Origin of the sequence: Tamaricihabitans halophyticus (assembly GCF_004340875.1) — a bacterium.
Classification (GTDB): Bacteria; Actinomycetota; Actinomycetes; order Mycobacteriales; family Pseudonocardiaceae; genus Tamaricihabitans; species Tamaricihabitans halophyticus.
In genome coordinates this window covers 218,767-238,910 of the sequence record NZ_SLXQ01000009.1, presented here as the reverse complement: position 1 = coordinate 238,910, position 20,144 = coordinate 218,767, and the positions used below count along the sequence as shown (strand labels likewise).

General features: G+C 67.8%; 17 protein-coding genes. 10 read left to right on the top strand and 7 right to left on the bottom strand.

Annotated features, from left to right (window positions below; genetic code table 11):
* The first annotated feature begins 4 nt into the window (after positions 1–4).
* The 3 genes from EV191_RS20250 (at position 5) to EV191_RS20240 (ending at position 2,825) form a co-directional block, all read left to right on the top strand.
* Positions 5–1,465 carry an ATP-binding protein gene (locus EV191_RS20250; protein WP_132878731.1) on the top strand — a complete coding sequence of 487 codons (1,461 nt, stop codon included), beginning with the start codon at positions 5–7 and terminating at the stop codon, positions 1,463–1,465.
* Positions 1,462–2,136 (top strand): response regulator, encoded by a 675-nt coding sequence (locus EV191_RS20245; RefSeq protein WP_132878687.1) that lies wholly within the window; start codon positions 1,462–1,464, stop codon positions 2,134–2,136. Before EV191_RS20250 ends, EV191_RS20245 begins: the two co-directional genes overlap by 4 nt.
* Positions 2,137–2,450: 314 nt before the next feature.
* On the top strand, positions 2,451–2,825 hold the full coding sequence (locus EV191_RS20240) for an MmcQ/YjbR family DNA-binding protein (RefSeq protein ID WP_132878686.1): 375 nt from the start codon (positions 2,451–2,453) through the stop codon (positions 2,823–2,825).
* Positions 2,826–2,840: 15 nt separating this feature from the next.
* Here the strand turns inward: EV191_RS20240 and EV191_RS20235 are convergent, their stop codons facing one another.
* The 6 genes from EV191_RS20235 to EV191_RS20210 all read right to left on the bottom strand — a co-directional run bounded on the left by EV191_RS20235 (position 2,841) and on the right by EV191_RS20210 (position 9,525).
* Entirely contained in the window at positions 2,841–3,902 is a 1,062-nt protein-coding gene (locus tag EV191_RS20235) for a serine/threonine-protein kinase (protein WP_132878685.1), read from the bottom strand.
* Between the two features lie 9 nt (positions 3,903–3,911).
* Complete coding sequence (locus EV191_RS20230) at positions 3,912–5,450, bottom strand: serine/threonine-protein kinase (protein WP_132878684.1); 1,539 nt, start codon at positions 5,448–5,450, stop codon at positions 3,912–3,914.
* Between the two features lie 174 nt (positions 5,451–5,624).
* Positions 5,625–6,539, bottom strand: coding sequence for a hypothetical protein (locus tag EV191_RS20225; RefSeq protein WP_132878683.1), 915 nt, complete (start codon positions 6,537–6,539; stop codon positions 5,625–5,627).
* A 160-nt stretch (positions 6,540–6,699) separates the two neighbouring features.
* A complete protein-coding gene (locus tag EV191_RS20220; RefSeq protein WP_132878682.1) occupies positions 6,700–8,166 on the bottom strand; it encodes a hypothetical protein in 1,467 nt (488 codons plus the stop codon).
* A 610-nt stretch (positions 8,167–8,776) separates the two neighbouring features.
* Positions 8,777–9,085, bottom strand: a complete 309-nt coding sequence (locus EV191_RS20215; protein ID WP_132878681.1) for a hypothetical protein — start codon at positions 9,083–9,085, stop codon at positions 8,777–8,779.
* Between the two features lie 104 nt (positions 9,086–9,189).
* Positions 9,190–9,525, bottom strand: a complete 336-nt coding sequence (locus tag EV191_RS20210) for a chorismate mutase (RefSeq protein WP_132878680.1) — start codon at positions 9,523–9,525, stop codon at positions 9,190–9,192.
* Positions 9,526–9,809: 284 nt separating this feature from the next.
* On the opposite strand from EV191_RS20210, the gene pcrA reads away from it, so the two are divergent.
* A complete protein-coding gene (gene pcrA / locus EV191_RS20205; RefSeq protein ID WP_132878679.1) occupies positions 9,810–12,263 on the top strand; it encodes a DNA helicase PcrA in 2,454 nt (817 codons plus the stop codon).
* A gap of 130 nt (positions 12,264–12,393) precedes the next feature.
* A complete protein-coding gene (locus EV191_RS20200; RefSeq protein WP_132878678.1) occupies positions 12,394–12,708 on the top strand; it encodes a hypothetical protein in 315 nt (104 codons plus the stop codon).
* 19 nt (positions 12,709–12,727) lie between these two features.
* On the opposite strand, the gene EV191_RS20195 is transcribed toward EV191_RS20200, so the two are convergent.
* On the bottom strand, positions 12,728–13,441 hold the full coding sequence (locus tag EV191_RS20195) for a M23 family metallopeptidase (protein WP_243659078.1): 714 nt from the start codon (positions 13,439–13,441) through the stop codon (positions 12,728–12,730).
* Between the two features lie 541 nt (positions 13,442–13,982).
* Between EV191_RS20195 and EV191_RS20190 the strand changes: the two genes are divergently transcribed.
* The 5 genes from EV191_RS20190 to EV191_RS30145 all read left to right on the top strand — a co-directional run bounded on the left by EV191_RS20190 (position 13,983) and on the right by EV191_RS30145 (position 20,088).
* Entirely contained in the window at positions 13,983–15,920 is a 1,938-nt protein-coding gene (locus EV191_RS20190; protein ID WP_132878676.1) for a hypothetical protein, read from the top strand.
* Positions 15,921–16,164: 244 nt separating this feature from the next.
* The gene (gene sucC, locus EV191_RS20185; protein ID WP_132878675.1) at positions 16,165–17,334 is read left to right on the top strand and encodes an ADP-forming succinate--CoA ligase subunit beta; all 1,170 of its coding nucleotides are present in this window, start codon (positions 16,165–16,167) and stop codon (positions 17,332–17,334) included.
* Positions 17,335–17,337: 3 nt separating this feature from the next.
* Entirely contained in the window at positions 17,338–18,219 is an 882-nt protein-coding gene (gene sucD / locus EV191_RS20180; RefSeq protein ID WP_132878674.1) for a succinate--CoA ligase subunit alpha, read from the top strand.
* Between the two features lie 199 nt (positions 18,220–18,418).
* Complete coding sequence (locus EV191_RS20175; RefSeq protein ID WP_132878673.1) at positions 18,419–19,303, top strand: DUF5336 domain-containing protein; 885 nt, start codon at positions 18,419–18,421, stop codon at positions 19,301–19,303.
* Positions 19,304–19,416: 113 nt separating this feature from the next.
* The gene (locus tag EV191_RS30145; RefSeq protein ID WP_165913021.1) at positions 19,417–20,088 is read left to right on the top strand and encodes a DUF5336 domain-containing protein; all 672 of its coding nucleotides are present in this window, start codon (positions 19,417–19,419) and stop codon (positions 20,086–20,088) included.
* The last annotated feature ends 56 nt before the right edge of the window (positions 20,089–20,144 follow it).

Here is a 20,144-nt window from a genome sequence, read left to right as displayed (position 1 = left end):
GAGTATGGATAACGTGAGTTCATCGTTGGAGTCGCCTGAGGCCGTCTCGGACCCGGCGCCGACCAGCGCGGATACCGGCGAAACCGAGATCGCTACCCGGTCCGCGCCGGTCAGTGTTGGGCAGTCCGGCGCGCTCGCCGAACCGGACACCGAGCCGGTCAAGATGCTGCGGCGACGTAATGGTCGAGCGGTCGCGGGTGTTGCTGGCGGCCTTGCCGACCATCTTGGCCTGAGCGTGCTGTGGGTACGCATCGCGCTTGTGGCGCTCGCCGCCTTGGGCGGCGCCGGGGTGCTTGCCTACGGGCTGTTGTGGGTGTTCGCTCCGCAGCAGCCGGCCGAGGCGGAGACCGCCACGATCTCCACAAGGGAACGTCGACAGGCTTACGGGCTACTCGCGCTTGGTATCGGGCTGACTATCGCGATCAGCACGCTGACCGGGGCGATCAGTGGCTGGGTCGCTGCTTCGCTTGGCGTGGCGCTGGTTGGTGTGGTCGTCGTATGGCGGGAAGCCGATGAATCACAGCGTCGGCGCTGGCGGCGGGATCTGCGGGTTGGCGACCTGCGCGCCGGGGTGCTTGGCGCGGTGCTCGGCGGTGGTGGTCGGACCGCGCTGATCAGGGTGCTTGCCGGCGTGGCCATGGTGATCAGCGGGATCGCGGTGTTCGTGCTGAGCAATGCCAACCTCGGTGATGTGCAGTTCGCGGTGTTCTCGGTGCTCGCCGCGCTGGTGGGGGTGGCGGTACTGACCGTGCCCTGGTGGCTGCGCCTGGTTCGCGACCTCGGTGAGGAGCGGCGAGCCCGGATCCGTACCGAGGAGCGGGCGGAGATCGCCGCGCACTTGCACGATTCGGTGCTGCAAACGCTTGCGTTGATCCAGAAGCAGTCCGATCAGCCGCGCGAGGTGCAGCGGCTGGCACGCGGCCAGGAACGCCAGCTACGCGGCTGGTTGTACGGTCCCACCGGCTACGGCCGTAGCTCGGGTGGCTCGGGCGGTGGTTCGGGTGGCGGCGAGCCCGGCGCCGAGCACGCCGGGCCGAGCATGCTGTCCGAAGCGGTCGCCAAGGTGTGCGGCGAGGTGGAGGACAGTTTCGCCATTCAGGTTCAACAGGTCGTGGTCGGCGACTGCGCGATGACCGAACAGCTCACCGCACTGGTGCAGGCCGCCCGCGAGGCAATGGTGAACGCCGCGAAGCATTCTGGCGAGAACGAGGTGAGCGTCTACGCCGAAGCCGAGCATGATCGCGTGACTATTTTCGTGCGGGATCGGGGTAGTGGCTTCGACGAGAGCACGGTATCGGGTGACCGGCATGGTCTGGCGGATTCCATTCGGGGCAGGATGGAGCGCAATGGCGGCGAGGTTCGGCTGCGTACCGCGCCGGGTGAAGGCACCGAGGTGCAGCTGTCGGTCGTCGTGCGGGGGTCGGCTGCAGCGGCCGGCATGACAGAGAGCGAGGCGAGGACGTGACGGAGCCGCAGGTGGGTAGGCAGCCGGTCCGGGTGTTTCTGGTCGATGATCACGCGTTGTTCCGTGCGGGGGTGCGCACCGAGCTGGATTCGATCACCGATGAGGTGCATGTAGTCGGCGAGGCCGGTTCGGTGGCCGAGGCGGTGACGGGGATCGCGCACCACAAGCCGGATGTGGTGCTGCTCGATGTGCACATGCCGGACGGCGGTGGCGCCGAGGTGCTGCGCAGGGTCCGCCCCGAGTATCCCGAGGTGGTGTTTCTCGCGTTGTCCGTATCGGACGCCGCCGAGGACGTCATCGCGGTGATCCGGGCGGGGGCGCGTGGCTATGTCACCAAGACGATCTCCAGCCAGGAGCTGGTGCGCGCGGTACGCCGGGTTTCCGACGGTGACGCGGTGTTTTCGCCACGGTTGGCGGGCTTCGTGCTGGACGCGTTTTCCGAGCGGCCGGGCGCGGCGCCGATCAGCGATCCGGAGCTGGATCTGCTTACCCCGAGGGAGCGGGATGTGTTGCGGCTACTCGCGCGCGGCTACGCGTACAAGGAGATCGCGTCGGAGCTGTTCATTTCGGTGAAGACGGTGGAGACGCATGTGTCCAGCGTGCTGCGTAAGACCCAGCTGTCCAACCGCTACGAGCTTTCCCGCTGGGCATCGGATCGCCGACTGGTCTGACCTGCGCATTTTGTCGCGCGCCACAGCCCCGCGCGCCTCATTCATCACGCGTTTAGCAGGCTGACAGTTGATACAGGCGCGCGTTTAGCGGGCTGACCGTTGATCATTTAGCGCCCGCGATAGCACGATCAGTGGGCTCACCGCAGTATTTGTGCATGCTAAGTAAATTCGGTTCAGCGGGCTAAACGTTGATCTTCAGCTGAGTTCAGCGGGCTAAACGTGTTTGATTAGCGTGTGCAAGTAATTTGGTTTAGCGGGCTAAACGTTGATTTTGAGTGGGGTGGGGTGGGCTGGGTTGGCGTTACCGTGGGTGGATGACGGGTGATTCGGTGGACCGGCTGCGGGCTTCGTGCATGGCGTTGCCCGAGGTGACGGAGCGGCTCAGTCACGGCGAGCCAACGTGGTTCGTGCGCGGTAAGAAGACCTTCGTGATGCTGGCCGACCATCACCATGATGATCGACTGGGGTTCTGGTGCGCCGCGCCGCCGGGCGAAGCAGCGGCCCTGATCGGTACCGATCCTGGGCGCTACTTCCGGCCGCCATACGTCGGGCACCGCGGTTGGCTTGGCGTGTACCTGGACGTCGAGGTGGACTGGGAGCAGGTCGGCGAGCTGGTGACCGAGGCCTATCGCGTGGTGGCGCCGAAACGGCTGATCGCCGAACTGGACGCGGCCGCACCGGTGGACTGAGGCACAGCGCGTAGCTCAGACGAAGAAGAGCTCCACGACCACGATGCCGCAGAGTGCCGCGCAGAGCACGGCCAGCACAACGGCGCCTGCGCCGCGCGCCCGCTCGGTCGGCGCTTCAACCACAGCAACGCCCGCCGGCCGGGCCCGTGGTTGCTCGACTGGCAGTACCGGCACAGCCGAGCCGCCAGCGCTAGGGGCGGGGGCAGCCCGCGGTTCCGGCGGAGGTGCGGCTGCCCGGGGCGGCGGCGCGATGCTGTATTCCGCTGGCTTCGCGCCAAGCGCCGCGCGTACCTCGGGCATCGTCGGCCGCTCAGCGGGATCGTTGCGCAGCATCGCGGTAAGCAGCGAGGTGAGCTCGCCGGCCCGCGTGGACGGCAATGCCCTGCCGTCGGCCACCGCCTGCACGACCTCCATTTCCGTCTTGGCATGCGCGAATGGCGAATGCCCCTCGATGGCGGCAAACAGCGTGCATCCCAGCGAGTACACATCGGCCGCCGGGCTCACCGGCTGGCGCTTGATCAGCTCAGGCGCGAGGTAGGCGGGGGTCCCTGCGAGCTGACCGGTAGCGGTGACGACCACGTCGTCCAGCGCCCTGGCTATCCCGAAATCGGTGATCTTGACGTTGCCGTCCTCGGTGCGGAGCACATTGCCGGGTTTGACGTCCCGGTGCACGATACCCGCGGTATGCGCGGCCACCAGGGCATCCGACACCAGCGCGGCCATCCGGGCCGCCTCCGCCGAAGGCAGCGGGCCATGGGTGAGGATCACGGTTGCCAGGCTGACCGAAGGTAGATACTCCATGATCAACCAGGGCGCGTCGCCGTCGAGCACCGTATCGTAAACCGCGACGGCCTGCGGATGGCTCAACCGCGCAGCCAACCTGCCCTCGCGGAGCGCGCGTTCCCGCGCCTCGTACGCCTGCCGAGGGCTGCTCGCCTGGTTGAGCAGTAGCTGCTTTACCGCGACGGTCCGCTGTAGGCGCAGATCATGCCCCTGCCAGACGACACCCATGGCGCCACCGCCGAGCCGCCGGTCCAGCCGGTACCGGTCTCCAACGATGTGCCCTGCCGCGACCACAGTGACCGCTCAGCGCATTTGGGTGGTGACATCCGGTGGCGGCGGCTCGTCACTCGTCGGAACCTCATCCTCCGGCGGCGTGGACGGCGGCGGCTCCTGTTCGGTTGGCTGCGTTTGCTGGGGCGGCGGCTCCTGAGTTTCCTCTGGCGGCGGCTGCTGCTCCTGCGTCGGCGGCGCTTGCTCCTCCGTGGTGACCGGTGGGGCTTCCTCTTCGACCGTGGTTGGTGTCGTGGTCGTCGGAGCGACCGAGGTGGTCTGCCGTGAGTCGTTCACCGGTGCGGGCTGCTGCTGTCCGGGCGTCTCGTCACCACCGGTGTTGGCGAAGATGAACGCGCCGCCCGCGGCAAGCGCAACCAACGCGAGCCCGCCGACCAGCAGCGGCTTGCGCCACCGGGACTTGCCTTTGCCCTCGTCCGGATCCGCGGCATCCGGCGCGACCGCGGTCCTGGTCGACGCGCCACTCGGGGCCATCGCCCTGGTTGGCTCGGCGTCGTAGGGGTCCTCGTCGTCGTAGGCCGGGTAGGCCCTGGTCTGATCGCCGTACTGGTCGTACTCGTCGTCCGGGTACTCGTCGTAGTAACTCGTACCCTGCGCGGTGTTCTGGTAGCCAGAGTTCTGCTGGCCGCCTCCGGGTATCCCGAATGGCACGGGCGCCACCCTGGTACCGCTGGGTTCGTCCATCGCCTGGGTCTGGCCGCCCTGCATCGGCAGGCCGATGGGGGTTTCCCCCCTGGCGACCGCGGCCAGTAGTTCAGCCGCTTCCTGGGCGTCTGGCCGATCCTCCACTCGCGGCGCGAGCAGTAGCGCGAGCACGCTGGCCAGTGGACCGGACCGCCGTGGCGGCTTGATCTGCCCGGCCGCGACGGTGTGCAGCAGGCTCAGCGTGTTCTCGGAAAGCCCGAACGGCGGTTCGCCCTCGACAGCCGCGTAGATCGTCGAGCCAAGCGAGAACACATCGGAAGGTGGCCCCGGGTTCTGCCCGATCGCGACCTCGGGAGCCAGGTATGCGGGCGTGCCGGCGATCATGCCGGTTTTGGTCACGGTGACGTCGTCGGTGGCACGGGAGATCCCGAAGTCGGTGATCTTCACCGTGCCGTTGTCGCCGAGCAGCACGTTTCCCGGCTTGATGTCCCGGTGCACGATGCCGACGGCGTGTGCGTCGATGAGCGCGGCGGCGACCTGAGCGCCGATGCTCGCGGCGTCGGTCGGGTTGAGCGTGCGGGGCTCCGCGAGTACCTGCGCCAGGCTTGTCGACGGCAGGTACTCCATGATCAGGCAGGGTTGCCCATAGTCATCGGTGACGACGTCGAAGACGGTGATCGCGTTCGGATGGTGCAGCCGTGCGGCGATGCGCCCTTCGCGCATGCAGCGCTGCCGGGCATCCTCGGACTCCGCCTCGGAAAGGCCGGGCTGCAGCAGTAGCTGCTTTACCGCGACGGTACGGCCGAGTAGCTCATCCTGCGCCGTCCAGACAGCGCCCATCGCCCCGGCGCCGATGCGCTGGGTCAGGCGGTATCGTCCTGCGACCAGGCGGCCCTCGTCGCTCACAGCTCCTCCTTGTCGGTCCGCTGACCGGTGGTGCTGGAATCAATGGGTATCTGCGTGAACCTATCCACGTGACCCATCCCCACCAAGGCGAATTCGCTCGCTCTACTCCGCATGTCGCGTTTCCGGAGCCGCGTGTTTCTCCGGGGCAGCCTCAAGCCGTTTCCCGCGCGTGATTTAGCTCCGCTGTACGGACAGTACCCGCGCTCCCTCGATCCGGGGATAGTGGGGTCCGCTCAACCGGAGCGATTGGCGGAGCCGAATCTGGTCACCGGCGACGTTGCGCATGCTCACCGCGACCACGACGGTGCTGGAATCACGCAGCTCAATGCCGGTGATCCGAATATCCCGCATGGTTTGCCAAGATCGCACCAGCCGGTCGCCACGATCGCCGAGTAGCGCCGGATCGATCAGTTCGAGCGCATCTCGCGGCGCGGTGTCCAGCAACTGATAGAAGGTCGCCACGAACGAGAACATCTCTTCCGCGCTGCGTGCTGAGGCGATCGAGACCTCGCCGCCGGTGCCGTTCGCCTGATTTTCGCGCGATTGGCTGCCGTCCGGACTTTCCGTGTCCGTTCCGCCGGTGCGTTCCACCGGGCCGACCGTCGCGCTCGGCGGTGGGCCGTAGCCGGCCGCGCCACGCGGATCAAGCGCGCGGACCCCGGTGATCTCGCCGGCCGCGGTTTGCGTCGACGAGGCCGGTTCGCTGCGCTGGTGACTCGCCACCGCCGCGGCCGCGATGGCGGCGCAGAGCAGGATCGACGCCGTGCTGAGCCCCACGATCTTGGCGACGAACGAGATCTTCCGGCCGCCTTCGGTGGAGTCGTCCTCGGCTGCGCGCTGACCGCGACGATGACCCGGTCCGCTCGGCGTGTGCGGGCGCCCACGCAGGTAGTGCTCTTCGACCGCTTCGGCGAGGGCGGTGCTGTCCTGCTGACCGGTACTGCCCTGTGCACCGTTACCGTCCTGCGGATCGGGCCCCTCGGTCCAGTTCATCCAGGCAGGGGCAACCGGCGATGCCGAACCAATCGGTGGCTCGTCCACGTCCTGATCCGGCTGCGTGAGCCGGTCCGGGCGCACCGGGTGCTCCATAGCTGGTTCCTCATCCGTCTGGCCCACTGGTTCGAGCAGGTCTCGGTTGATCGACCTGGGTAACAGTTACCGCGTGCTGACCTTGGGAGCCAGAATCCATCGACGGAACACCGTGTCGGCGCGATAAACGGTCATGATTGTCACTCACATGTGTGAACGATCAACGATCGACGGCGACCTTGGGGTCGTTTCCGTAGGAGTACTCCAAGGTGCGTACCTCGGTAGTCTTCGTACCATCCGTTCTGGTGACCTCGATCGTGTTCTCGGTAGTCGGCTCGTCCGGGTTCACCACGATCTCGCGTACCACGATGTAGGACACGTCGGCGTAGCGGCGCTCGATGTCCTCGGCACTCTCCGCGCCCGTGGTCAGCGCGTGGGCCGCCTGCGGGTCCTCGGTGACGTAGTAGTAATAGTCCCTCGTGTTGTCCGCCATCTTGTCGGCGTTCGCCTTGGCGAAACCCCTGGTGTTGGTTTCCACGTTGGGTGGTGGGGATGGCGGGCGGCCAGGGTTGCGGGTCGACGACTCGGGTTCGCCGGTGACCGGCGCGGAGGTGGAGGGGCCCGGTTCGCCCGAGCCGGAACCGGAGCCGGGGGAGCCGGTGCTTGGTTGCCCGGTGGGCTGGCTGGACCCGAAGGAGTCGGTGCGCGCGCGGTCGTCGACGGTCGTTGGCGTCGTGTCGCGTGTCTCGGGCGCGCTTGATTCACCCCGCTCAGTGCGCTCCGTGGAACTGGTCAGCCCGTCCGGCGAGGTGTCTGCCGGGTACGGGAACGGGTTGTTGTGCTCGTAGCCGTTCGGCGCGGCGTCCAGAATGCGCGAGCTCGGTTGGCTGACCAGCGTGCCAGCAGCGAGCAATAGGGCGGCTACTCCTGTCGACGAGGCGACCGCGAACCATGCGGCCCTTCGCCAGCTACGTGGCGGGGTCACCGATGCGGGAACCGTGCCGAGGTCGAACTTGGCCAGGCCACCCTCGGCGGAGCTGGCTGCCGCTATCGCCGCGGGCACCGCGTTCGCGGCATCCGCCGGTTCGGGTGGTTGGTCGACGGGGCCAGCCGGCTGGTCGGGGGGCTGAGTCTCTGGGAATCCCTGCGGGGGAATCGCTTGGTGCGCCGGAGGGCCGGATGTGTCGGTAGCTGGCCGCTGGGCGGCGGCCAGGTCCGCGGCGCCCGGCCAGGCCGGTTCCGGGGGGCCGAGCCCCAGATGGGGGCGGGTCGGCGGGTCGAGCGCGGCGTGGTCGGTATCGACCGGCGTGGCGGATTCCGTCCTCCGCCGTGCGGTGACGCCGCGCCGCCGTGGCGGTCGGCGTAATGGCGGCGCCTCCGGCTCGGGAAGCTGGCCAGTGCCACCCGTCACCGGGCCCGGGCGCCGACTGGCTTCCGCTGGATAGGCAGCGTCGAGTGGGCTGTCGACTGGGCTGCCGTACAGCGGGTCGTCGAAAAGTGGATCCCCGAAAAGTGGATCACCGAACGCGGTGCCGTCAGCTGCCGCTGCGGGAGGTGCCGCGTGGTTCTGCCCGCGCCGGGGGCCGGCCGAGGGGACGGTAGGTGTCCAGGTGCCAGCGGTCGCCCCACGCCGGTGCCGTGCCCGGCGTGGTTCCTGCTCCGGAGCGGAGCCCTGACCGCTGTCCACGTTGCGTGAGACCTCCTGTGCCCACCGTGCTTACGCCGTTTGGCGCCATTATTTCGCTATCGGCCAACTGAAATGATTCAGCAAATCATCCTTTAGGTAAACCGTTATCGTGCGCAATCTGCGCTGAGTAGCACGACGCGGCCAGTTCGGGGCACGGCGCCGGTTGCTGGTGGCTCGACGGCGGCCCGGTGAAAGTCGATGGGTATACCTTCGGGCCAAGCGCTAAGCCTAACGCCGCTCCTGGCGTTGCTCGCGGACAGGCAACGGCCGGAAATATTGGCGCTGACCTGCACAGGCGCTGTTTGCCATGGACGAGCGCCGGGGTGTCGGATTATCCAGTATCGCTCGATCGAAGGTGTGGTTGCACTTCTGGTTGAGTGCCTGATGCCAGGGCGTTGCCAGGCCTTCGCCGGTTGACTCACCTGGGTGCGCCCGAGCGGATCGAAACCACGGCTTCGCGTCGCGGCTCGACCAGGCAAGCAATGGGCATACGCCCGCAGGGTGTGCATTGCTATCCAGGGTAGGCCGTCGAGCGGTGCATCGGGAGCCCGATCTGCAAGTTGCAGAAAAACCACCCGATCGGGCTTCGCCGGTCCGATCGAGAGTAGAGCTACCCGCCGGTGCGGTAGCGCTGTTGTGTCGACTGCAGCGCCTTCGCCGAGCCAAGTCCGCTCGCGCCACCAATCAGGATGGCGAACACGTCGGCCGTCGCCGAATCGCCAGCCGCGACGAGCAACGCGAGTAGCGCGCCGGCCGCGGTACCGGCGGCTACCGGCCAGCGGCTACGCACATACCTGGCTACCGGGGCGCCTCCGGCCCGCTTGTTCGCGGTGTTGCCAAGTAACGCCAGGTACCCCGCATGGCCGGCGGCGGCGAGCAGGCTCACGAGGGCGACGATCCAGGCGATGGCGTTGAGCATACGTCCAGTGTGCCCGCTGTTCCGCGGTCTGAACCTCAGGGATGTCCCTGAATCAGATGGCCTGAATCAGACTGGCCTGAATCATATGGCCCGGGACAGTCGGCTCAGCGGCCCAGTCGACCGCGGCCGAGGTTGAGCAGGGCCATCGCCAGCTGCCGACCCTCTGGGCCGAGGTCGCGGTAGCGGGCGAGGACGTCCATCTCGCGGTTGTAGACGATTCGCGGGCCCCCCGCGGCCATCCGGGCAGCGCCGATCAGTTGGGACACCTCGACGCGCCGTTTCACCAGTCGCAGGATCTCGCTGTCCAGCCAGTCGATCTCTTTGCGGAGTTCGACGATCTCGGTGGCGCTTGGTGGCTGCGTAGGTTCGGCCTGCCCGGTTGATGGCGGCTCGGTTTGCGCGCCGTCCTGGGAAGAGTTCTGGGAAGCGGTGGTGCTCATCCACGTCCTCCATATGTGGTCGGGAGTCTGGTCTGATCCCGACCCCGAGCCGACGAAAGCCCCGGGTCGGAAGACTCCGGGGCTTGCTGTGGCTGGATTGTGCTACGCGAGCGTAAAACCACGGGAAGCCGGAGTCCGGTTCCCGTAAAAAAACTCGTAGTGGTTCGCTCGCACGCGTCCAGTATGCCACACCCTTCGGATGGGCACGGATGGGCTCAGCCGGTATACCGGCACTCGGGCGCTGCTCGCCGGTTCGTCGGTCGCGAGCGGTAGCGTAATGCTCGATGAGCGCGCTTTTCGACTTGCCCAATCACCCCAGCTTGCCCGGCCAGCCCAGCCCGCCACGTAATCCGGCCTCGGCGGCCCTGCTTGACGACCTGAACAGGGAGCAGCGCGCTGCGGTTACCCACGCGGGCGGTCCGCTGCTGGTGGTCGCGGGCGCCGGTTCGGGTAAGACCAGGGTGCTCACCAGGCGAATCGCCTACCTGCTCGGCGAGCGCGGGGTCGCACCCGGCCAGATCATGGCGATCACCTTCACCAACAAGGCCGCCGCCGAGATGAAGGACCGGGTGGCCGAGCTGGTTGGGGCACGGGCCCGCGCGATGTGGGTGTCCACCTTCCACTCGATGTGCGTGCGGGTGCTGCGCCGCGAGGCGAAGACGGTTGGCCTCGGCTCCAACTTCTCGATCTACGACGCCGATGACACCCGGCGCCTGGTCACCATCGTCGCCCGCGACTTGGACCTGGATCCGAAGCGCTATCCCGCGCGCACGTTGGCCATGCATATGTCGAACCTGAAGAACGAGCTCAGTACGCCGGTCGAGGCGACCGAGCGGGCGGGAAACGATCTCGAACGCAGGGTCGCCGAGGTGTACACGGCCTACCAGCGCAGGCTCGAACAGGCGAACGCGCTCGACTTCGACGACCTGATCATGCGCACCGTCGAGATGCTGCAGACCTATCCAGACGTGGCGGAGTACTACCGCAGGCGATTCCGGCACGTGCTGGTCGACGAGTACCAGGACACCAACCACGCGCAGTACACGCTGGTGCGTGAGCTGGTGGGCGGTGCGGCCACGGCCGAGGCCGCGCCGGAAGCGAACGCCGGACCCGGCCCGGCCGAACTCTGCGTGGTTGGCGATGCTGACCAGTCCATCTACGCGTTCCGCGGCGCCACCATCCGCAACATCGTCGAGTTCGAGCGGGACTATCCGCAGGCCAAGACGATCCTGCTGGAACAGAACTACCGGTCGACGCAGACCATTCTCAGCGCTGCGAACGCCGTGATCTCGCGGAACGCGGATCGCAGGGACAAGCGGCTGTGGACCGAATCGGGTGAGGGCGAGCCGATCGTCGGGTACGTCGCCGACAACGAACACGACGAGGCGGCCTTCGTCGCCGGCGAGATCGACGCGCTGTGTGACAGTGGGCAGTACGGCTATTCGGACTTCGCGGTGTTCTACCGCACGAACAACCAGTCCAGGGTGTTCGAGGAGATCTTCATCCGCCTTGGCCTGCCCTATCGCGTGATCGGCGGCATGCGGTTCTACGAGCGCCGCGAGGTGCGCGACGCGCTCGCCTACCTGAGAGTGCTGGCGAACCCGGAGGACACCGTCAGCCTGCGGCGGATCCTGAACGTGCCCAAACGCGGGATCGGGGATCGCGCCGAGGCATGCGTGGCGACCTACGCGGAGCGCGAGCGGATCACCTTCGCCGAGGCGCTGCGCGCGGGCGCGCGGGGCGAGGTCGACTTGCTCAACTCGCGCTCGGTGAAATGCCTCGCCGCCTTCGTCGAGCTGCTTGATTCGCTGCACGAGCTGGTCGAGCGCGGCGATGAGATCGCCGAAATACTCGAAGCGGTACTCGACCGCACCGGGTATCGGGCCGAACTCGAAGCAAAGGCGCATGATGATCCGCAGGATGCCTCGCGGCTGGACAACCTGACCGAACTGGTGACGGTCGCGCGGGAGTTCACCGAGGACGCGGCCACATTGCAGACCCTCGAGGAGGACGAAGGGGCACCGGAGCCCGGTTCGCTCGAGGCCTTCCTCGAGCGGGTTTCGCTGGTCGCCGACGCCGATTCGCTGCCGGATGCCGATGATGGCGAGGACGCCGACGAGGCGGAGCAGGCCGAGGGCACCGGCATGGTCACGCTGATGACCGTGCATACCGCGAAAGGCTTGGAGTACCCGGTCGTATTCGGCACGGGATGGGAAGACGGGGTCTTCCCGCATATGCGTGCGCTCAGTGAGCCAGCCGAACTGGCCGAGGAACGCCGGCTGGCCTATGTGGCGATTACCCGCGCGCGGCAGCGCCTCTATCTGTCCCGCGCGCTGATGCGGTCGGCGTGGGGACAGCCGATGGCCAACCCAGCTTCCCGCTTCCTGGATGAGATTCCGGATGCCGTCGTGCAGTGGCGAAGGGAGGAGCCGAGCCCTCGAGGTGCTGGCTCGTCCGGTCCGAGCGTGGCGAGCACGTGGGGGCGGCGTACCGGTGGCGATTCGGCGCAGGCTGGCCTGGCCGCGCGTGGTATGCGCAGCACGCCGTTCAAGGGCTGGCAAGAAACACCGGCGATGGCATTGCAGCCAGGCGATCGGGTGAACCACGACAAGTACGGCCTCGGCACGGTGGTGACCACCGAGGGGACAGGCGCGCGGGCTACCGCCACGATCGATTTCGGCAGCTCGGGAACCCTGCGGCTGATGTTGATCGGCAGTGTTCCGATGGTGAAGCTCTAGCTCGCTCGGGACGGTCCGGCCGCGCGCGGCCACGAAACTGTCAGCCCCTACCGCTATAACGGTATCGAACATGAGTTCGAATATTGGTTATAGGGTCGGCGCGAACAGCTGGCCGTGGTAAGGGGGACTGGTGAATGAACTGTGGTATCGCATTCTGGCCACCCGGGTCTACGAGTACCTGGCGCGGGTGGATGCCTTCGCCGGGCCGGATGCCCGGGGGCTCGAGTTACGGCGGCTTACCGCCGCGTGGCGCGCGCTTCTGCGGCTGCACGGCTACGTCGGACGGCGACGGTGCGGACTCTGTGCCGGCCGGGGTCGAGCCACGCGGATCTGGCTCGCGGGCAAGCCTGGCTCGTGTTCGGTCTGGTGGGTGGCGCACGCCTACTTCACCCGCCGGCTACGGGCCGACGAACAACGGGATGCCGCCCAGCGTCCCAGGGGATGAGTGCGCGTCGGTTACGGGTTCAGAGGGTCACGCCGCGCTCGGCGAGCCACGGCTGCGGGTTGATCTTCTCTCCGCCCGGCAGCCACACCTCGACATGTACGTGCGGCCCGGTGGACTGGCCCTCGTTGCCGATCTCCGCGATCTGGTCGCCGGCCTTGACGCGCTGACCTTCGGTGACGTTGTAGGTCGCCATATGCCCGTAGACCAGCACCGTGCCGTCATCCATCTGGATACGCACCCAGTTGCCGAAACCGGACGCCGGCCCGGCCTCGATCACGGTGCCGTCCGTGACGGACACGATCGGCGTGCCAATCGAGTTCGCGATATCGATACCCAGATGGGACGTGCCCCACCTGGCGCCAAAGCCTGAGGTGAAGGTGCCGACGGCGGGCGCGACGAACTTCGGCCGGGCAGCCTCCTCGGCGGCCTTGCGGGCGGCCTCGGCCTCGCGGGCCTGGCGCTCGGCGGTCACGCGGGTGGTCTCGGTGAGCTTCTTGACCTCGGCGGAGGCGTCGCTAGTCGAGTCCACGGCGGAAAGTACCTGTGGCTGTGCCAGCGCCGCGGTATCGCCGCCAACACCGATCGCCGCATTCGCGTCATTGCTGTTGGCCAGCGGCGTCACATCGGCATGCGAACCAGGCTTGGCATCGGAATCGGAGGTGAGCGTCTGGCCTGCCGCGGCAGCGGCGAACGCGCCGGCAGCAACGGCCGCGACGACGACCTTGCCGCGCAATGCGGAGGACGGTACCGGGATGCGATGAGCGCCCCTGACGCGAACGACGGCACCATCAAGTGCCTTATCAAGCGCCGGGGAGGAGTCTTGGCCGCCGGGGGAGCGGTGTCGTGCCAAGGCCTGCCCTTCCAGTCGGGGAAGTCCAGTCCAAGACCCAGGCGGGGGATTCCTGGCGAGTGGCTCGGGGGTGCCGCTCGTTCGTCTTTAGCGTGACCGGACCGTGATAGGGACCGCGGAACAGTAACGAAACGAAGCGCGCCTTGGCAACTCCGCCCCCGGAGTGTCGGCCGAATGGGGTCTAGACATTGGGCTGGGATCTGCACGGATGACCGAGCGCAGAGCCCAACTAGCGAGAGAAATGTGATCTGCGCAATACAAGCCGGCGATCGGGTGAAGTCCGGTGCCGGCCGCGGCCGGTAGGTAGTTCGCCCGGGCACCTGACGGGGTTCCCCGCAGGTTTCAACCGGCGTGCCGAAGTGTCGGTCACCCAGTGTGGGCGGCTGCTTGCTAGCGTCGCGGCGATGATCGAGGAGAGCACGCGGTGACCGGCAAACCGCGTCCAGGGCGTGCCTCGGCGGCGCAATCCTCCGACGACGAATCGCTCGTGGTTGATACGGCTGATACGTCCGAGGACGGCGACCGAGCGCGGCGTGGTCTGCCTGGTGTGCTGCTGGCGGCCGCGGTGGCCACCGTGCTGTTGATCGTGGCGGCGGTGCAGCCCGTGGTGCGCGGCGCCGAACCGGCCTTTGGCAGTGGTGGTTGGTTGATCGCGCTGGCCGTGCTGCCGCTGGCCATCGCGCTGCTGTTCGCGGCGAGTGGTAAGCCGGTGGTGGCCCGTGGCGTGATCATCGGTGCCGCGGCATTGGTGCCGGGCAGGGTGTTGGCGGATCTGCAGTTCCTCGACGACGCCTCGGTGGTATCCCGACCGGAGCTGTATCTGCCGGACAGTCTGGCTTCCCCGGCCGCGGCGACTGGCTTCTGGGCGATGCTTGCCGGGCACGCGCTGTGGCTGGTCGCCGGAGTGCTCGCGATCCGCCGCGGCGATACCGAGGGCGGTGCCGATTCGATCGATGGCTTCGGTGGCCCAGGGGTCGATGGCGCAGGGAGTGATGCCCCAGGAAGCGAAGCCCCAGCGGTGTCCGGCTCGGGAGTGGTTGCGCCGGAGGGAGCGGCGGGCGCTCGGCTGAACGCCAATCAGCGGGGGTTCATGTGGGTGCTGCTGATCGCGGCGCTCGCGGCCATCGGCCTGCTGATGGCCCCGTTCAGCTCGGCGGATCCGTACCTGCTCGCGCTGCCCGTGGTGGAAAGCGCGGCCTTCACCCTCGCGGGCGGCGTGCTGCTCGCGCTCAGCGTTCCGCTCGCCGCTGGGCTCGCGGTCAGCGCGGCATCCAGGGGGACCACCCGAGGTGTGCTGCTCGGTGTGGCGATCGGGCTGGGCACGTTGCAACTGCCGCCGCTGATCGCCGGGCTGACCGTAGCCGACCTCGGCCCGAAGCCTGGACCGTTCCTGGTGCTCGCGGCCGCGCTTGCGTTCGTGCTGGTGGCGCTGTCCGCGGCGGGCAGGGACCGCCCGCTGGTCTCCGGCGACGTTGGCGCGCGGCGTCCGGTCGATCGGGACCCCCGGTTGCCCGGCGAGAGCACGTTGCACCGGATCACCGGCGTGCTCGCGGTACTCGCCGGTGCGAGCGCGATCGTCGCGGGTTATACCGCCCATGTGCTGGCGAGCTCGTCTCCTGGTTTCGGTCCTGCCGGGCTGAGTGTCACCCCCACCGAGACCGTGGACAGCTACACCAAACTCATGCTGCTGCCGGCAGGCGCCGTTGTCGCGCTACTCGGCGTGCTGGTCGCCGTGGGCGGCGGGTTCGGGGTTGCGGTGCGTCCTGCCCTATCCGTGGCTTGGGTGGGAATACCGCTGGTCGGCGCCGGCGCGCTGGACACCGCCGTGGCGGCGACGGAGCTCGGTACCGCACGGGCGGGTGCCGGGGTGTTCTGGACCTGTGCGGCGATGTTTCTCGCTGCCGTCGTTGGGGTGGCCTGTGCGGTAGCCGGCAGCGTCGAGCGGGAGGAGGATGGCACCGACCGGGCGGGGCCCGCGAGCGTCGCGCTGCTGGCGGCGCTCTTCGCGGGTGGACTGCTGGCCTTCGGCGCGTTCGGTGTTCCCGCGATGCGGGCCGACGACTACCTCGGTGCCGATTTGCTCGGGAACTTCCGGATCTCCTCGGTCGGGTTGTTCGCCGGACTGCTCGCGGTGTTGCTCGCCATCGTCCTGGCCAGTCGCAGCCGGCCGGCACGCGGTGCCGCGCTGCTTGTCGGCGCGGCCAGCCTGCCCGCATTGCGGCTACTGGAACTGCCACTCACCGGTGAGCGGGCGACCGGCGCGGCGCCGGGGCCGGGGATGTGGCTCTCGCTCGCCTGCGCGGGGGTACTGCTGCTCGCCGCGATCCTGGGGTGGGCGAGCCGACGTGCCGGGGTGCGGTGACCCGGGTAAGGGCTCACCCATCCGGCGGGCGTGCCGTGGCAATCGCCACTCTGGTGGCACAGGGAACCCGGCCAATGACCGCGCCGAGCGGGGGATTTACCCCGTTATGCCCGGTGGGAGGCGCTTGACAGGTGGTGCGCGGTGACTGAGAACACCCGAGGCGCCGTCCCGGCCCGGATCGCACGTCGCTAGGGTTTTCGAAGTTCAACGGCCACGTCGTCGCTGCAGTCAGGAGACTTCTCGAGTGGACCTGTACGAGTACCAGGCGAAGGATCTGTTCGCCTCGCACGGAGTGCCTACGTTGCCCGGCTCCGTGGCGAATGATGCGAATGAGGCACGTGTGGTCGCCGAGGGTATCGGCGGCAAGGTGGTAATCAAGGCCCAGGTGAAAACCGGTGGTCGCGGTAAGGCCGGCGGCGTGAAGCTGGCCGACTCGCCGGCGGAGGCCGCGGAGAAGGCCGAGGCGATTCTGGGGCTGGACATCAAGGGGCACGTGGTGCACCGCGTGCTGGTGGCCGAGGCTTCGGACATCGCGGAGGAGTACTACTTCTCGTTCCTGCTCGATCGGGCGAACCGCACTTTCCTGTGCATCGCCTCCGCCGAGGGCGGCGTGGAGATCGAGGAAGTCGCGCGGACCAACCCGGACGCGGTCGCCAAGATCGCCATCGATCCGATCGCCGGGGTGGACCTGGCGAAGGCGCGGGACATCGCGGCCAAGGCCAACTACCCGGAGGCGGTGCGTGAATCCGCGGCCGAGGTAATCGTCAAGCTGTGGGAGACCTTCGTGGCCGAGGACGCCACGCTCGTCGAGGTCAACCCGCTGGTGCGGGACCCGCAGGACAAGATCATCGCGTTGGACGGCAAGGTCACGCTGGACGAGAACGCGGCCTTCCGGCAGCCGGGGCACGCGGCGCTGGTGGACACCAAAACCGAGGACCCGCTCGAGGCCAAGGCCAAGCAGCACGACCTGAACTACGTCAAGCTGGACGGGCAGGTCGGCATCATCGGTAACGGCGCGGGTCTGGTGATGTCCACACTGGACGTCGTGGCCTACGCGGGGGAGCGGCACTCCGGCGTGAAGCCGGCCAACTTCCTGGACATCGGTGGCGGTGCCTCGGCGGAAGTGATGGCTGCCGGGCTGGATGTCGTCCTGGGTGACCCGGACGTCAAGGCCGTATTCGTGAACGTGTTCGGCGGGATCACCGCCTGCGACGCGGTCGCCGATGGAATCGTGTCCGCTCTGGGCATGCTCGGCGACGGTGCTACCAAACCGCTGGTCGTGCGGTTGGACGGCAACAACGTCGATGAGGGCCGGCGCATTCTGGCTGAGGCGAACCACCCGCTGGTGACCCTGGTCGACACGATGGATAACGCGGCCGACAAGGCCGCCGAGCTCGCAGCTGCGGGGGCGTAACCGATGGCAATCTTCCTGAACTCCGATTCCAAGATCATTGTGCAGGGCATGACCGGGGCGGAGGGCACCAAGCACACCACCCGGATGCTCGCCTCCGGCGCGAACATCGTCGGCGGCGTCAACGCCCGTAAGGCTGGTCAGCAGGTCACCATCGGCGGCTCCGAGCTGACCGTGTTCGGCACCGTCGAGGAGGCGATGAAGGAGACCGGGGCGAACACCTCGGTGATCTTCGTGCCGCCGAAGTTCGCCAAGGACGCGGTGATCGAGGCGATCGACGCGCAGATCGAACTCGCCGTGGTGATCACCGAGGGGATTCCGGTGCACGACTCGGCCGGGTTCTGGGCGCACGCCTGCGCGACCGGGAACAAGACGCGGATCATCGGCCCGAACTGCCCGGGGGTCATTTCCCCAGGCAAGTCCAACGCGGGCATCATCCCGGCGGACATCACCGGGCAGGGCAAGATCGGGCTGGTTTCCAAGTCCGGCACCTTGACCTACCAGTTGATGTACGAGCTGCGGGATATCGGTTTCTCCACCGCCGTCGGGATCGGCGGTGACCCGGTCATTGGCACCACGCATATTGACGCGCTCGCCGCTTTCGAGGCAGACCCGGAGACCGAGGCGATCGTGATGATCGGTGAGATCGGTGGGGACGCGGAGGAGCGTGCGGCCGAGTTCATCAAGGCCAACGTCACCAAGCCGGTCGTCGGCTACGTGGCAGGGTTCACCGCGCCCGAAGGTAAGACCATGGGGCACGCGGGGGCGATCGTCTCCGGTTCCGCGGGCACCGCCCAGGCCAAGAAGGACGCGCTGGAGGCGGTTGGCGTGAAGGTCGGCAAGACCCCGAGTGAGACCGCGCAGCTGGCGAGGGAACTCTTCAGCTGAGCACCGTTTAGGGCCCTGTGCGCACCCGTCGGACGCGTTCGGCGGGTGCGCACTGCTGTGCGTGGCGTCCGCGCTGCATAATTCATGGCGTAGCTCATGCGGGTGAAGCAATACGCAACCTAATCGCGGCGCCGTACGTCGAAACACGGGAGCGGCGGCTTCGCCGGGGCATTTTGGGAACTTTGAGGAGAAACGCGCGATGACCTACTCGTCCGGCGGCCAGGGTGGCTTCGCTGGCCACATGCAGCAGGGTGGCTATGGCCAGCAGCCGGCAGGATTCCAGCCTGGACCGCAGGCGCCGCAGGGCGCCCAGGCTGCACCGAACCCGCTAGCAAAGCTTCCGCTATCCGCGTTGCTCGCCGCGGTCGTGGGAGTGCTGAGCCTGATCACCTACTTCTGCGGGTTCACCGCGGGCGCCGCGCCTGGGTCGCTGGATTCGTCGCTGTTGCTGACTGGCGGTCTGCTCGCGGCGTTGTACCTGGTGCCGAACGCGCCGAAGGTGCTCCCGGTCGCCGTGGTGCTCAGCGTGGTGGGTGGACTCGGCCTGCTGCGGACGGTCGTGCAGACCACCGGCGCCTCGGCCATGCTGGTCGTGATGCTGGTGCTCGGTCTGCTGCAGGCGGGCGTGGCGGTCGTCGCGCTGCTTTTCGATATGGGTGTTGTGAAGACATCGGGCCCCAAGCCGTCGGTCGCCGCTGGTCAGTCCGGTAGTGCGGGTCCAGCGGGCCAGCCGATGGGCGCCCAGGGCTACCCGGCTACCGGCGTTTTCCCGCCGGTGGAGCAGTTCGGTTCGCCGGAGCAGGCCGCCAGCCAGGAGCGCACACAGCAGCACAGTGCGCCAGCTCAACAGAATCAGGCTCAACAGGGCCAGGGACAGTTCGTGGTTGGCAACGCCGATGACCTGCACGGCCAGTCGCCGCAGCAGGGCAGTCAGCAGGGGCAGCTTTCCGTGCCGCCCGCGAGCCCGGGTATGCAGCAGGGGCAGCAGACGCTCTACGCCTCCCACCAGGGGCAGTTCAGCCAGCAGCCACCGCCCGGTGCACCGCAGGAGGGCACCGAACCGCCCAAGAAGCCAACGCAGTAAGCAACGTCCGGCCTGACCTGGGTCTGGGGTCTGGTCGGTCTGGTCTGACTCCGCACGTCCGAACTTCGCGCCTCGTAATCGAACATGCCCAAAATCTGAGGAGCGAAGGCGCGATGACCGATCCGTTCGGCCCGTATCCCGGTCAACTGGGGCCCGGTCAACTGGGGCCCGGTCAACTGACCCAGGGTCAACTAGCCCAGGGTCAGCCGAATCCCCGGCAGGCATACGCAGCCCAGCAGCCGCCGAGTCAGCCGACCGTATCGCTGGTCCAGTTGACCGGACCACGCTGGTTGCATCTGGCTACCGGGGTGCTCGGCTTCGCGGTCTTGCTGCTCGGCTTCGCGCCCGCTGTCGAGCTGGGACTCGACTCCGCTCAGGTCGCCACGCTCGCCGACCAGGGTTACGACTTTGGCGACGGGCTGTCGTTCTACGAGGGCGGGCTCGGCCTCACCCCGGCGTTCCTGTTCGTGGCTGGCTTGGTGGCCGTGGGCGGCGCCTTCTCGCGCAGCGGCCGCAAACCCGGTCTGGTGGTGCCGGCGCTGATTCTCGGCATCGTGATCGAGTACCTGTTCACCCTGTTCGTGGGGGTGGAGCTGGCCGTGGGCGGGGTGGTGGTTCTCGTGCTCGCGCTGGTGCAGCTGATCATCGCCTGTGTGGCGTACGTCTGGGACGGGGAACTACTCAGCGTTAGTCGACGTCCCGCTGTCGGGGTGGCGCCGGTGCCCGGAATGCAGCCGAACCAGCAGCCCTATGTACAACAGGGCTGGTCCAGCGGAGGCCAGTAGTCGTTGCGAGGGTTTGCTGGTCGAGCGAGTTGAATACGCAGTGTTCGGTCGGCCCT

Coding starts and splice junctions, on each gene's coding strand:
- EV191_RS20250 (WP_132878731.1), top strand. CDS start 5: ATGGATAACGTGAGTTCATCGTTGGAGTCGCCTGAGGCCGTCTCGGAC.
- EV191_RS20240 (WP_132878686.1), top strand. CDS start 2,451: ATGACGGGTGATTCGGTGGACCGGCTGCGGGCTTCGTGCATGGCGTTG.
- EV191_RS20225 (WP_132878683.1), bottom strand. CDS start 6,539: ATGGAGCACCCGGTGCGCCCGGACCGGCTCACGCAGCCGGATCAGGAC.
- EV191_RS20215 (WP_132878681.1), bottom strand. CDS start 9,085: ATGCTCAACGCCATCGCCTGGATCGTCGCCCTCGTGAGCCTGCTCGCC.
- EV191_RS20210 (WP_132878680.1), bottom strand. CDS start 9,525: ATGAGCACCACCGCTTCCCAGAACTCTTCCCAGGACGGCGCGCAAACC.
- pcrA (WP_132878679.1), top strand. CDS start 9,810: ATGAGCGCGCTTTTCGACTTGCCCAATCACCCCAGCTTGCCCGGCCAG.
- sucD (WP_132878674.1), top strand. CDS start 17,338: ATGGCAATCTTCCTGAACTCCGATTCCAAGATCATTGTGCAGGGCATG.
- EV191_RS20175 (WP_132878673.1), top strand. CDS start 18,419: ATGACCTACTCGTCCGGCGGCCAGGGTGGCTTCGCTGGCCACATGCAG.
- EV191_RS30145 (WP_165913021.1), top strand. CDS start 19,417: ATGACCGATCCGTTCGGCCCGTATCCCGGTCAACTGGGGCCCGGTCAA.